We start from the raw sequence: 13,343 nt of genomic DNA, 5'->3' as shown, positions 1-13,343 counted from the left end.
ACCAAAAAATAGAAAAAAGCATAAAATTAGTTAACTTGAACCATAAACTAAAATCAACTCAATGAAAATCAGATTACTTCTAATAGGATTGATCGTATTGACCTCCTATTCTTGTAAAACCGAAACCAACTCGTCCTTGGCAGATCATCAAGGAGAAGAAAATTATTCCGTGATCATAAGCGATACCAAAGTAGGGTACCTAAAAGTGAATACCATTGGAGATACCATTAATATAGATTACGACTATAAGAACAATGGCCGTGGACCAACAATAAAAGAGACCCTTGTCCTCGACTCCAAAGGCTTCCCGGTTAGCTGGGAAGTAACAGGTAACACCACATTTGGAAATGCAGTGAACGAAAAATTCTCCATGGAGGGCGATGGTGCTTCATGGACCGACGCCACCGGTTCGGGCAATACCGTTTTAGATACCCCAAAGCTTTATGTAAACCAATTTGGCAGCCCGTACACCGCAGTCTTGGCAGCTCGATTATTGATGGATGCACCCAATAACACCTTACCCGTGCTTCCTGCCGGTAATCTTACTTTGACCAAAATGGAAGAGGTAAATGTACCGAATGCATCAGGTGACGGTGAATTGGCCTTGACCACCTATGCCCTATCCGGTGCCGAAATGAATCCATCTTACTTTATTGTGGATGAAAACAACAAATTCTTCGCCGCTATCTCACCACGATATATTGTAATCAGGGATGGATACGAAGCCGAAGAAAAAAGTTTAAGGGAACTTGCCGAAAACTATTCTGCAGAACGCTACGAAAAGCTACAAAAAGAATTTGCCCACAACTACACTAAAAAGGTACGCATTGCCAATGTTAAGGTTTTTGATCCTAAAACATTGTCTTTGACCGACCCTGTATCCGTTGTAGTGGAAGATGAAAACATCACGGCCATAGAATCTGCAGATACCACTGGCGACAACGAAGTTCTTATCCAAGGAAACGGGGGAACCTTAGTTCCTGGATTATATGAAATGCACGCCCACACGGGGGACAATGGAGCCTTATTGAATGTTTTGGCCGGAGTTACCTCTTTCAGAGATATGGGCAACAACACCGAAGTACTTAGCAACCTTATCGATAAAATCAATTCTGGTGAATTGGCAGGTCCACGGATAACCCGACTCGGATTCATCGAAGGAAAAAGTCCATACAGTAGCAATAACGGTATTTTGGTGGAAACAAAAGAGGAAGCCTTGGCCGCAGTGGACAGTTACGACAGCCTTGGCTTTTATGGTATAAAACTGTACAATAGTATGAACGGCGAATGGGCGCCCGCCATTGTAAAAAAAGCACACGATCAAGGCTTGTTCGTTACAGGACATGTTCCTGCATTTTCCAATGCCAACGATATGCTAAGAGCAGGCTACGACGAGATGACGCACATTAACCAAACCATGCTTGGATGGGTACTGGAACCCGAAGAAGACACCCGGACCCTATTGCGACTCACCGCCATGAAACGCTTTCCCCAATTGGATTTGAACAGCGATAAAGTACAGGAAACCTTGGACCTGTTCGTGGCCAACCAAACAGCAATGGACCCCACATTGTCCATTCATGAACGCTTAATGCTCTCACGCAACGGAGAAGTTACGCCTGGCGCCTTGGATTATGTGGACCACATGCCGCCCAATGAACAGCGAAGCCTAAAAGTAGCCCTGGCTCAAATTGCCGACGATGAAGAGGATAAGGCCTACCGGGATGCCTACGATAAAATTGTGGAAACACTAAAATTAATGAAAGATAAAGGAATACTCATTGTTCCTGGAACCGATTTGGGCGGTGCATTTAACTTACATCGCGAACTAGAGCTCTATACTGAGCAATTGGGCTATACTCCCGCCGAAGTACTTAAACTTGCCAGCTATGATATGGCACAATACCTAGGGCATGAAAGTTTGGGAAGCATAGAAGTTGGTAAATTGGCCGATTTCTTCCTAGTGCCCGGAAACCCTGTGGAAAATATCAAGGCCATAAAAAGTATCGCCATGGTATCTCGCGGAGGAACAATTTACTACCCCTCCGAGGTATATCCCGCCTTTGGAATAACCCCGTTTACCGAAAAGCCCCAGATTTCGGAATAAACTAATTATTTATAAGTTTCAAGGCCAGTGGGACAATCTCACTGGCTTTTTTCTGCAGCAGGTCCCAAAATTTTAAACTAACCACCGGAATAGATACAAATTCCATTATTTTTTTGTTACTTGTAAATACTTCCCCCGCATACATGGGCATTGAAACACATTGCCTCATAGCTATGCCTAAATTATGCACAAAATGAGAAAAATGGTAATGGCACTACTGCTGCCACTCTTTGCTTTCGCTCAAAACTATGGGCCGCCTATTATTGATATGCACCTACACGATTATACCCCACAGACATATTTCGTGGCCCCGGCCCGTGATGGTGTTTTCTCGCCCAAAGATTATGAAACCTTCAAAACTGAGCTAATTAAGGCCTTAAAAGAAAACAACATTACAAAAGCTGTTGTAAGCACTATTGGGGGAGCCAACACCTTGGATGATGAAGGCATTTTGATTCCTGGCTACTACACCAACTCTCCGCCAAAAGACACTGTGGCCTTCAAAGCATTGATAACCTCTGGCAAACTCAAAGTCTTTGGGGAAATAGGCGCTGTTTATGATGGTTACACCCTATCCGACCCCGAGTTTGAACCCTATTTGGACATTTGTGAGCGCTACGATATTCCCGTTGCAGTGCATACGGGTGGCGGTCCTTCCGATATTACGACCCGATGCTGTCCCAACTTTAGAATAAAATTGGGAGACCCTCTTACCTTGGAAGATGTTCTGGCCAAACACCCAAATCTACGTATCTATTTGATGCATGCCGGAGAGGTGTTTTATGAAAACGCTCTTCGTCTAATGTTACAATATTCTCAACTATATTCGGATTTGGGAGTGATATTATGGGTGGACGAACAACCAAAGGACTATGCAGAACAATTTTTACGTAAAGCGAAAAAATATGGCCTTATCGATAGGGTTATGTACGGCTCGGACCAAATGGTGTGGCCACATGCCATTAAAAAAAGTATCGACCAATTGAACAGTTACGATTTCTTGACCGAAAACGATAAAAGAAAAATTTTCTACGAAAACGCAGTACGTTTTTTACAATTGGAGGAGTAGGTATTTGATACCTACATTTTAAACCATCCTATCTTATTAAAGCTATCTTGAACAGCATGGCTAGGTCCGCCGGCAGAAAGAAACAATAATCATGACCTTAACATTTTAATTTGAACCCTCACCAACAGGTATATATCCCTTAACACCATCCTATTCACCAAGCTAAATTCAATGTTAGACTATTTAGAACATCCATGTAACTTGTGGTCAATCTATAAGCCTGTTAAAAATAACGGTGCTGTTGTTTAAAGAGCCCTATACCAACCCTGCTTTTTTTTAATTTTAAAGCGTTAGGAACACCGGTTACCTCCGACAACATAGGTGTTTGATCATCAATCAAAAAAACAGATATACAATGAAACTTTCACGTATCCCATTGATAATTGGCGCGTTACTCTTTATGCGACCGATAAATGCCCAAACTACACAAAATATCCCTTTACATCCCGATTATTGGACTCCGGCCCAAGGCAGCTCGGTAAATTTTGAAAATTTTGATGGTAAAGAGACTATTATAGTCAATGGCACTGCTTTTGCCAAAGGATTCGAATTTTCCAACGGCGCTATGGAAATGGAAGTGTACGCCAACCAAAAACGTAGCTTTGCGGGCGTAGTCTTCCGTAAATCAGAAGGAAATTTTGAAGAGGTGTACATGCGCATGCACAAGTCGAGGCAAGTGGATGCGGTACAATACACCCCTACCTACAACAACGAGAGCAACTGGCAGTTGTATCCTGAATTTCAAGCGAATGTCGCCTTTAAGACCGAAGGTTGGAATCTGTTCCGGATAGAGGTCGAAGATTTAGGCGCCACCTTGTTTATCAATGGTGAAGAGGTGATGCGGATAGATCGATTAAGATCGGGCAATTTAATAGGGGAAATTGGTCTTTTTGCCCTGTTCGGAAATAGGTTCGCCAACTTAAAAATTACCAAAACCGGTGAGGCCGTGGTTAAAGAGCCATATCCTATACTAACTCCCGAGAAAGGTATTATAGGCGAATGGGACATAACTGAGGCCCAACCTTACATAGATGGCGAAATACGCTTCGAAGATTTTGAAAATGCGAAGACCACCACTGTTTACACTGAGCAATCTGGCATATTGCCCATTTCCAGATATTTGGCAAAGCCTACATCGGGCAACTTTGAACGCAACCAAGAAGCTTATACAGTAGCATCCGCAACCATAGCGGTGGATAACGCCCAGACCCGCTTATTCTCTTTTGATTTTAGCGATAAAATCATTGTGTATTTAAATAGGGAAGCCATTTTTTATGGCAATAATGCCTTCAGGTCAAAAAACAATCAGTTTCAAGGGCATTTAGGCCTAACTGCCAACAAAATTCCGCTTAAACTTAAAAAGGGGTTTAATACCCTGCACTGTGTGGTTATCGATAGAGCCAATGGTTGGGGACTAATGGGAAAGTTGGAATAAGGATTAAAAATTCCGCCATTTTTGGGTCAACTCAAAGACATGTTCCAAAATTTTGGCCTCGGTCCCGTTGAACTCCATATTACGACGTTTCATCATGGCCTCGGCTACCTCAAATGCCTTATTGGTCCTAAAAGTGGTGTAGCCCGATGCACCTCCCCAACTAAAACTTGGGATAAAGTTTCTAGGAAAACCACTCCCGAAAATATTGGCGCTTACGCCTACCACAGTTCCGGTATTGAACATTACATTGATACCACATTTGGAATGGTCGCCCATCATTAAGCCACAAAACTGAAGCCCTGTTTTTTCAAAGCCTTCTATTTTGTAGTTCCACAGGCGTACAGGTGCGTAGTTGTTCTTTAGATTGGAGGTGTTGGTATCCGCCCCAATATTGCACCACTCCCCCAATACCGAATTGCCCAAAAAGCCATCGTGTCCTTTGTTGGAGTTGGCGAACAACACGGCATTGTTCACTTCCCCACCTAATTTACTTCCTGGCCCCGCGGTTACGGCACCATAAATTTTTGCTCCCATTTTTAAGATGGCATTATCGCAGAGTGCCAATCCTCCACGAACGGTGCAACCTTCCATCATTAAAGCGTTTTTGCCAATATATATTGGCCCGGTGGAAGCGTTCAAAATACAGAAATCCACTACAGCGCCTTCCTCTATAAATATATTTTCAGGGTTTTTAACTTGGTTGGTATCGGGTATGGGCTCACTTTTTCTGCCTTTGGTAACCAAATCGAAATCAGATTGGAGGACAACCGCATTATTGGAAAAGATATCCCATGTTTTTCGAATGGTCAATACATCGCCCGTAAACGGTAAAGCGATGTAATTGGAAGCCTCAAATTGCATTTCGGGCCTATCGGTTACATAGGCAATATACCCATCGTTATCCATAAGCGCCTCCCCCATTTTAAGTTTTTGAACAGCCTGCACCAAGGCATTGTTCGGAAGATAACTCCCATTGATCACTATATTTTGATCATTGGTCCTTAAAGGAAACTTTTCGGACAGGTAATCTTCGGTTCGAAAACTAACTGGGGCCTTCAACCATTTTTCCCATTTTTCGGCTATGGTCAAAATACCTATACGGATTCCTGCTACGGGACGCGTTAAGGTAAAGGGGAACAGGTCTTCGCGGTGGTTACCGTCAGAAAGGATATAGTTCATTGCTCAGCTTTGAATACTGTAAAAATAAAAAACGCCCTCGAAAACCATCGAGAGCGTCCATATATTTCGTTGAAAAGTTCGACCTACTCGGCCTTCTTCTCTTCTTTCTTGAATTTTTTGTACTTGTTCTTGAACTTATCGATTCTACCAGCGGTATCTACCAATTTAGTCTTACCAGTGTAGTACGGGTGCGAAGTTCTTGAAATTTCCAATTTCACCAAAGGATATTCAACACCATCCACAGTGATGGTTTCTTTCGCTTCAGCAGTGGACTTTGTAATAAAAACATCCTCGTTGGACATGTCTTTAAAAGCAACCAATCTATAGTTTTCTGGGTGTATATCTTTTCTCATCGTCTTAAATGCTTAATCTCAGAATTTTCAGGGTGCAAATTTAATGATTTCTTTGATATTGCCAACTTAAAATCACTAAAAAAATAAAAGTAAATTTATATGTAACAAATTTAGGCAATATTGCACTAACCAACTATAATCAAAACAAATTTTAAAAAAATGGAAGAACAACAAGTTAAAACGGGAAAATTTGCACTTAACTATGGGCTTTTGTTAGGTGCTGTTTTTGTGGTGTTCGGCATAATGCTCTACACCCAAAAAATGCATTATGAGATGAGCACCTCGGTAATGGTAATCTCCATTGTACTCATGGCAGCTGCTATATTTATTGCCGTAAACTCCTTTAAAAAGGCCAACGGCGGATACCTGGCCATTTCAGAAGCTTTAAAAGTTGCTGTTGGAGTGGCCCTGGTAGGCACCATATTGTCCCTTGCATATCAATATGTTCTAACAAATTTTATTGAACCCGACTTTATGGACAAGGCCATGGAAATTGCAAAGCCCAAGGCCATGGCCCAAAACCCGAACATGACCGAGGAACAATGGGAGCAAGGTGTGGAAATGCAAAAAAGCTTTGCTTGGATACAATATCCCGTTGGGTTGATCATCAACTGTGTGATCGGATTGATTATCGGTCTCATTACCGGATTGATCTTGAAAAAGTCCAAAGCGGAATACTAAAACAAAAAATGCTACTTTTGGAGGGAATTCCAGAATCGAACAATGCAGATTTCCATTGTAATTCCTTTACTTAACGAGCAAGAATCGCTAATAGAACTTCATGATTGGATTGTGCAAGTGATGCAATCCAATCATTTTTCTTATGAAATCATCTTTATTGATGATGGCAGTACCGATGGTTCTTGGAAAACTATTTCCGAACTGTCCGAGCAAAACAAAAATGTAAAAGGGATACGTTTCCTTAAGAATTTTGGCAAATCGCAGGCACTGCACGCCGGGTTCAAAGCCACCGCAGGCAATGTAGTGATAACTATGGACGCCGACCTTCAGGACAACCCAGAAGAAATTCCGGATATGTACCGAATGATCACCCAAGAAGGTCGCCATGTGGTATCGGGCTGGAAAAAGAAACGGTACGATTCGGTTATCACCAAAAACATACCCTCCAAACTCTTTAATTGGGCCGCCCGGAAAACCTCCGGTGTAAAACTGCACGATTTTAACTGTGGCCTCAAGGCCTTTAACCAAAATGTTGTAAAGACCATCGAAGTCTCTGGAGAAATGCACCGCTACATTCCTGTATTGGCCAAAAATGCGGGCTTCTCGGACATTACCGAAAAAGTGGTACAGCATCAAGCCCGAAAATATGGTTCCACCAAATTTGGGGCAGAACGCTTTATTAATGGTTTTTTGGATTTGATCACCATTTGGTTCGTATCAAAGTTTGGTCGAAGGCCCATGCATCTTTTTGGAGCCTTGGGGGTGCTCATGTTCTTTGTCGGGTTTGGTTTTTCCCTGTATTTGGGGATCGATAAACTATTCTTGAACCCGACCGGACGTTTAATTACCCAAAGACCGCAGTTTTACATTGCTTTAACAGCAATGATCATTGGAACACAACTTTTTTTGGCCGGTTTTATCGGAGAAATTATGGTGAGGTCACGAAAAAATGACACCCGTTACAATATCTCCGATAAAATTAACCTTTAAGCCATTTTCAAACCTTATAAACTTTGTATTTTTAAAGAAGCAAACAATTCTAAACACTATGGATTCCATTACAAAGACAGCACAGACTTGGTTGACCGATTTTTTTGACAACGACACAAAAAAAGAGATCAAACACCTTATGGAAAAAAATCCAGAGGAGCTCAAAGAGCGCTTTTATAAGGATTTAGAGTTCGGAACCGGTGGAATGCGCGGTGTAATGGGCGTTGGAACCAATCGAATAAACAAATACACCTTGGGCAAAAACACCCAGGGACTCAGCAATTATTTAAAAAAGTGCTATACCGATAACGATATTCAAGTAGTGATCGCATACGATTGCAGGCATAATTCCAAATCCTTGGCAAAGACCGTGGCAGAGGTATTTTCGGCCAACGGTATTCGAGTTCACCTATTTTCAGATCTGCGAACAACTCCAGAATTATCCTTTGCGGTCAAATATTTGGGGTGTCACGCCGGAATTGTACTAACGGCCTCCCACAACCCACCGGAATACAATGGTTACAAAGTTTATTGGGCAGATGGTGGGCAGATCGTACCACCACAGGATGGGGAGATCATAGCCGAGATCAATGCACTTTCTTTTGAGGATATCAAATTTGTAAAAGACGACAGTTTGATAAGCATGATAGATGAAGATGTGGACGAAGCCTTTTTTGAAGCATCCGTTAAAAACGGAAATTTTGGAGCAAAAGGAAAAGATGACTTTAACATCGTCTTTACTTCCTTGCACGGAACATCGATCACGGCCATTCCGGAAGTATTGAAGCGTGCCGGATACAACAATGTCACCATTATAGAAGAACAAGCAAAACCTGACGGGGATTTCCCTACCGTTGAGTCGCCCAACCCGGAAGAGCCGGAAGCTTTGTCCATCGCCATTGCCAAAGCTGAGGAAATCGGTGCGGATATGGTGGTCGGAACCGACCCGGATAGCGACCGTTTAGGTATCGCTGTAAGAAACTTGGATGGGAAAATGGAATTATTGAACGGGAATCAAACTATGGTGCTGATGACCAAATTCCTATTGGACCAATACAAGAAAAAAGGATTTAAAGGCAACGAATTTATTGCTTCCACGATAGTTTCCACCCCAATGATGCAGCAAATGGCCAAAGCTTATGGCGTTGAGTACAAAACTGCGCTCACAGGGTTTAAATGGATCGGTAAAATGATCAAGGATTTTCCTAACTCTACATTTATTGGAGGAGGTGAGGAAAGCTTTGGGTTTATGGTTGGTGATTTTGTACGCGATAAAGATGCCGTCACCTCTACCCTTTTGGCCTGTGAAATTGCCGCCGATGCCAAAGCCAACGGTAGCTCTTTCTTTAAAGAATTGATCGATGCCTACGTTCAGTTTGGCTTCTACAAGGAAAAATTAATATCCATTACCAAAAAAGGAATGAGCGGAGCAGAGGAAATTAAACAAATGCTGAAAGATTTCAAGGAAAACCCCGTGGATACGGTGCAAGGCTCAAAATTACTGTACATTGAGGATTATAATACATCGGTCGTTAAAAATGTGCAGACCGGGGACGAGTTCACCCTACATTTGCCAAAGTCCAACGTATTGATCTATGAAACCGAGGATGGCACCCGGATTGCAGCAAGGCCAAGTGGCACGGAACCAAAAGTAAAGTTCTACATCAGTACAAATTCAAAATTAGAGAATGCAGCCGATTATAAATCCGTAAATTCGCAGTTGGAAACCAAATTGGAAGGTATCCTATCCGAGCTGAATTTATAAGTGAATGAACTACTTTAAAAAGATTCTCCGATTTGCGAAGCCATATCGCAAATACGGTTTTCTAAATATATTTTTCAATATCCTTTATGCATTGTTCAGTGCGTTGTCCTACGCCGCGCTGATACCAATGCTCAATGTCCTTTTCGACAAGACCAAACGTGTAAGCGAGCCACCGACCTTTCAAGGTATCGGTAAATTAAAGGAGTATTTTGAAGGTTATATGAACTATCAGGTAACCCTTCACTCGGGGGACGACCCCATGAAAGGACTGTTCTTGGCAATTGGCTTGATCCTCTTTTTGTTCTTTTTTAAGAACATCTTCAATTATCTGGCCATGTATTTTATCACATTTTTGAGAAATGGGGTACTTAAGGACATACGAAACAAAATGTACCAAAAGATAGTAGATCTGCCCATCTCCTATTTTTCAGAAAAGAAGAAAGGGGATGTTATCGCAAGGATCACATCGGATGTATTGGAGATCCAACACTCCTTTCTATCTATTTTGGAATTGATCGTAAGGGAGCCGCTTACCATACTTTTTACCATCATTGTAATGTTCTTGATAAGTGCCAAGCTTACCATTTTTGTTTTCATATTTATTCCCATAGCCGGAATGATCATATCCCGGATAGGTAAATCCTTGAAGAAGAAATCGGACAAGGTACAAAAAGAGCAAGGTGAATTTCTTTCCATTGTCGAGGAAACTTTGGGAGGGCTTCGGGTAATTAAAGCGTTCAATGCCGAATCCAGATTCTTCAAAATATTTCAGAATTCTACCTCGCGTTTTTTCAAATTCTCCAATTCACTGTTAAATCGGCAAAACCTATCATCACCCACTAGCGAATTTCTTGGGATCGTTGTTTTTGGTGTATTGCTATGGTACGGAGGGCGAATGGTTCTTTTGGAAGGCTCTCTGGACGCCGCATCGTTTATATCCTATATGGGACTGGCATTTAATATTTTAACACCGGCCAAAGCCATCAGTAAAGCATCTTACGGTGTTAAAAAAGGAAATTCCGCAGCAGAACGTGTTCTGGAAATATTGGAATCGGAAAACCCCATCAAAAATATAGAGGGTGCCGAAAATAAATCCGATTTTAATACGGGAATTGAACTAAGGAATGTTGCCTTTAAATATGAAGATGATTATGTGCTTTCAGCATTTAACCTAAAGGTGGACAAGGGCAAAACCGTGGCCTTGGTGGGTCAATCTGGAAGTGGAAAAAGCACAGTGGCCAATTTGGTGACCCGCTTTTATGACGTAAACCAAGGTGAGATTTTGATAGATGGCACCAATATAAAGAACATAACAAAAAAATCGCTCCGTGGACTTATGGGCTTGGTTACACAAGATTCCATATTGTTTAATGATTCGGTAAAGAACAATATAGCACTTGGTAAAGAAAATGCCAACATGGATGAAATTATGGAAGCGGCCAAAGTTGCGAACGCACACGATTTCATAATGGAGCTGCCCCAAGGTTACGAGACCAATATCGGTGATAGCGGTAACAAATTGAGCGGTGGCCAAAAACAACGGCTATCCATTGCGAGAGCCGTCCTAAAAAATCCACCTATAATGATCTTGGACGAGGCCACTTCGGCATTGGATACCGAAAGTGAACGTTTGGTGCAGGATGCATTGGAAAAAATGATGCAGAACCGCACCTCGGTAGTAATTGCACATCGACTCTCTACAATACAAAATGCGGATATGATCGTAGTGATGAGCAAAGGTGAAATTGTAGAACAAGGAACACACGAGGAATTGATGAAATCTGCCAAAAACTACAAGAAACTGGTAGAGATGCAATCGTTTTCCTAGTAGGAAGGCGAACACGGGAGTGGATCATCTAAATTTTTAAATTACCCAGACCTTTAGTGACTATATACCAAATTCTGAGGCAAAAGGATTGTTCACATTCGCTCGTTAACTACGGCTACATTGAAACAAGGGCTGGATTCTGGACCGCAGGCAGTCAACTGCTAACTGCCAACTGCCAACTGCCAACTGCCAACTGCCAACTGCTAAACAAAAGATTTATCACCTTCGTTCAAAATGACACTGGCTTCCACACATTTCCTCTTTTAACCGACTCTGCACCTTCAGCCAAATTCCAAGTTACTAATTGGTTCTTAAAATTATTTATTGAACAATTAAACCTTTTCCCCTTACCTTAGTCCTAGCATCAAACAACAAGAACATTGATCGCTGAGGAAACCCTAGTACAAGAGCTTAAGCAGGAAGAAAGTCGAGCGCAGGCCTTTGAGGTATTAGTAAACACCTACAAAGAACGTCTGTATTGGCATATTCGGAGAATTGTGCTTAATCACGACGACGCAGATGACGTACTCCAGAACACTTTTATAAAAGTCTATAAAAACATTGATAACTTTAAAGGTGAAAGTAAATTATACTCTTGGATGTACAGAATAGCTACCAACGAATCGCTGACCTTTTTAAAACAGAAGTCCAAAAAAATAGGGATAAGCGATCAAGAGTTAAAGGACCGAATGGTAGATAATCTTCAGGCAGACGTTTATTTTGAGGGCAGTGAGATCCAGTTAAAGCTGCAAAAAGCATTGGCTACCCTTCCAGACAAGCAAAAATTGGTGTTTACCATGAAGTATTATCAGGAAATGAAATACAGTGAGATTTCCGAGGTGCTGGAAACTTCGGAAGGCGCTTTAAAAGCAAGCTATCACTTGGCCGTTAAAAAAATTGAAACATATCTTAGAGACAATTAAACCTTTGACCATTTTGAAAGTCAAACAAGAGCAATGAAAAAAGACAAAAAAAATAGTTTCAATACACCCAAAGGGTATTTTGAGGACTTTAATAGTCGTTTGATGGATAAAATCAAAAAGGAAGAAGCGGGCCACACCGAATCCTTGATTCCCAAACATGATGGCTTTAGCGTTCCAGAAGGCTATTTTGATGAAATAAGTTCCTCGGTAGCATCAGAACTCAATACAAAAGAAACCAAGGTAATCCCATTAATAGCAAACAAAAAACTCTACTATACCGTAGCCGCGGTTGCTGCCATTTTTGTACTGATTTTTAGTCTAAACCAGAGTTCCTCGGCAGAACCGATCTCTTTTGATGATCTGGCAAGCTCGGATATTGAAGCTTATCTGGAGAATACCGATCTTGAGATGACCACCTACGAAATTGCGGAAATTATCCCTTTAAAGGATATTGAACTGAACAATATTTTTAACGAAGTTCTGGAAGATGATGCCATTTTGGATTATTTGGACGAAAACGTAGACGAAATTGAACATTTATATTTAGATGACCTTGACTATGAATAAAAGAACACTCATATTTAGCACCTTACTTTTGGTTACCATGGCCATGCATGCCCAAGGACCAATTTGGGAACGTGTAAAGACCTTGAAAGTTGCCTTTATTACCGAACGTATTGATCTAACAAGTGAAGAGGCACAACAATTTTGGCCGGTGTACAATGAGCACGAGGAGACATTGGAACGCATTCGTAAAAAAGAACGGTTTGAACTGTTCTCGAATATTTCCAATGCACAAAATCTCACAAACAGTGAGTCCGAAACATTGTTGGACAATATCATGGCGCTGCAACAAGAAAAACTAAAGGCCGAAGAAAGTTTTTTGTTAAAAATGCGAAAAATAATTCCTGCCCAAAAGGTTCTTCTTTTGCTTAAGGCAGAAGAGGACTTTAAAAAGCAAATGATACACCAATTCCGTAAACGTAAGGGAGGTGGAGGATAACTTCATTTAA

General features: G+C 41.5%; 12 protein-coding genes. 10 read left to right on the top strand and 2 right to left on the bottom strand.

Features of this window, described 5'->3' with window-relative positions; genetic code table 11:
- Nucleotides 1–61: 61 nt before the first annotated feature.
- The 3 genes from ACXAFK_RS07660 to ACXAFK_RS07650 all read left to right on the top strand — a co-directional run bounded on the left by ACXAFK_RS07660 (nt 62) and on the right by ACXAFK_RS07650 (nt 4,611).
- On the top strand, nt 62–2,107 hold the full coding sequence (locus tag ACXAFK_RS07660) for an amidohydrolase family protein (protein WP_474957344.1): 2,046 nt from the start codon (nt 62–64) through the stop codon (nt 2,105–2,107).
- A gap of 193 nt (nt 2,108–2,300) precedes the next feature.
- On the top strand, nt 2,301–3,176 hold the full coding sequence (locus tag ACXAFK_RS07655) for an amidohydrolase family protein (protein ID WP_474957343.1): 876 nt from the start codon (nt 2,301–2,303) through the stop codon (nt 3,174–3,176).
- A gap of 355 nt (nt 3,177–3,531) precedes the next feature.
- The gene (locus ACXAFK_RS07650; RefSeq protein ID WP_474957342.1) at nt 3,532–4,611 is read left to right on the top strand and encodes a 3-keto-alpha-glucoside-1,2-lyase-like domain-containing protein; all 1,080 of its coding nucleotides are present in this window, start codon (nt 3,532–3,534) and stop codon (nt 4,609–4,611) included.
- Nucleotides 4,612–4,614: 3 nt separating this feature from the next.
- Here ACXAFK_RS07650 and ACXAFK_RS07645 read toward each other — a convergent pair whose 3' ends face one another.
- Entirely contained in the window at nt 4,615–5,790 is a 1,176-nt protein-coding gene (locus ACXAFK_RS07645; RefSeq protein ID WP_474957341.1) for a GlmU family protein, read from the bottom strand.
- Between the two features lie 83 nt (nt 5,791–5,873).
- Nucleotides 5,874–6,143 (bottom strand): type B 50S ribosomal protein L31, encoded by a 270-nt coding sequence (locus ACXAFK_RS07640; protein WP_224836628.1) that lies wholly within the window; start codon nt 6,141–6,143, stop codon nt 5,874–5,876.
- 159 nt (nt 6,144–6,302) lie between these two features.
- Here ACXAFK_RS07640 and ACXAFK_RS07635 point away from each other — a divergent pair, with 159 nt between their 5' ends.
- The 7 genes from ACXAFK_RS07635 (at nt 6,303) to ACXAFK_RS07605 (ending at nt 13,333) form a co-directional block, all read left to right on the top strand.
- Nucleotides 6,303–6,824: a DUF4199 domain-containing protein gene (locus ACXAFK_RS07635; protein WP_474957340.1), complete on the top strand. Its 522-nt coding sequence runs from the start codon at nt 6,303–6,305 to the stop codon at nt 6,822–6,824.
- Between the two features lie 42 nt (nt 6,825–6,866).
- Nucleotides 6,867–7,814 (top strand): glycosyltransferase family 2 protein, encoded by a 948-nt coding sequence (locus ACXAFK_RS07630; protein ID WP_474957339.1) that lies wholly within the window; start codon nt 6,867–6,869, stop codon nt 7,812–7,814.
- A 58-nt stretch (nt 7,815–7,872) separates the two neighbouring features.
- Entirely contained in the window at nt 7,873–9,579 is a 1,707-nt protein-coding gene (locus tag ACXAFK_RS07625) for a phospho-sugar mutase (protein WP_293294926.1), read from the top strand.
- A 4-nt stretch (nt 9,580–9,583) separates the two neighbouring features.
- Nucleotides 9,584–11,407 carry an ABC transporter ATP-binding protein gene (locus ACXAFK_RS07620; RefSeq protein WP_224836624.1) on the top strand — a complete coding sequence of 608 codons (1,824 nt, stop codon included), beginning with the start codon at nt 9,584–9,586 and terminating at the stop codon, nt 11,405–11,407.
- 380 nt (nt 11,408–11,787) lie between these two features.
- Nucleotides 11,788–12,330 carry an RNA polymerase sigma factor gene (locus ACXAFK_RS07615; RefSeq protein WP_252079988.1) on the top strand — a complete coding sequence of 181 codons (543 nt, stop codon included), beginning with the start codon at nt 11,788–11,790 and terminating at the stop codon, nt 12,328–12,330.
- Nucleotides 12,331–12,363: 33 nt separating this feature from the next.
- The gene (locus ACXAFK_RS07610) at nt 12,364–12,897 is read left to right on the top strand and encodes a hypothetical protein (protein ID WP_293294922.1); all 534 of its coding nucleotides are present in this window, start codon (nt 12,364–12,366) and stop codon (nt 12,895–12,897) included.
- Nucleotides 12,890–13,333: a hypothetical protein gene (locus tag ACXAFK_RS07605; protein WP_252079989.1), complete on the top strand. Its 444-nt coding sequence runs from the start codon at nt 12,890–12,892 to the stop codon at nt 13,331–13,333. Before ACXAFK_RS07610 ends, ACXAFK_RS07605 begins: the two co-directional genes overlap by 8 nt.
- Nucleotides 13,334–13,343 lie beyond the last annotated feature (10 nt).

The sequence above is a fragment of the Flagellimonas sp. ABD4_174 genome, from assembly GCF_056160185.1.
The sequence above is the reverse complement of the archived record's forward strand: the minus strand, read 5'-3'. Positions and strand labels throughout refer to the sequence as shown.

Coding starts and splice junctions, on each gene's coding strand:
- ACXAFK_RS07620 (WP_224836624.1), top strand. CDS start 9,584: ATGAACTACTTTAAAAAGATTCTCCGATTTGCGAAGCCATATCGCAAA.
- ACXAFK_RS07640 (WP_224836628.1), bottom strand. CDS start 6,143: ATGAGAAAAGATATACACCCAGAAAACTATAGATTGGTTGCTTTTAAA.
- ACXAFK_RS07610 (WP_293294922.1), top strand. CDS start 12,364: ATGAAAAAAGACAAAAAAAATAGTTTCAATACACCCAAAGGGTATTTT.
- ACXAFK_RS07625 (WP_293294926.1), top strand. CDS start 7,873: ATGGATTCCATTACAAAGACAGCACAGACTTGGTTGACCGATTTTTTT.
- ACXAFK_RS07660 (WP_474957344.1), top strand. CDS start 62: ATGAAAATCAGATTACTTCTAATAGGATTGATCGTATTGACCTCCTAT.
- ACXAFK_RS07635 (WP_474957340.1), top strand. CDS start 6,303: ATGGAAGAACAACAAGTTAAAACGGGAAAATTTGCACTTAACTATGGG.
- ACXAFK_RS07655 (WP_474957343.1), top strand. CDS start 2,301: ATGAGAAAAATGGTAATGGCACTACTGCTGCCACTCTTTGCTTTCGCT.
- ACXAFK_RS07650 (WP_474957342.1), top strand. CDS start 3,532: ATGAAACTTTCACGTATCCCATTGATAATTGGCGCGTTACTCTTTATG.
- ACXAFK_RS07645 (WP_474957341.1), bottom strand. CDS start 5,790: ATGAACTATATCCTTTCTGACGGTAACCACCGCGAAGACCTGTTCCCC.
- ACXAFK_RS07630 (WP_474957339.1), top strand. CDS start 6,867: ATGCAGATTTCCATTGTAATTCCTTTACTTAACGAGCAAGAATCGCTA.
- ACXAFK_RS07605 (WP_252079989.1), top strand. CDS start 12,890: ATGAATAAAAGAACACTCATATTTAGCACCTTACTTTTGGTTACCATG.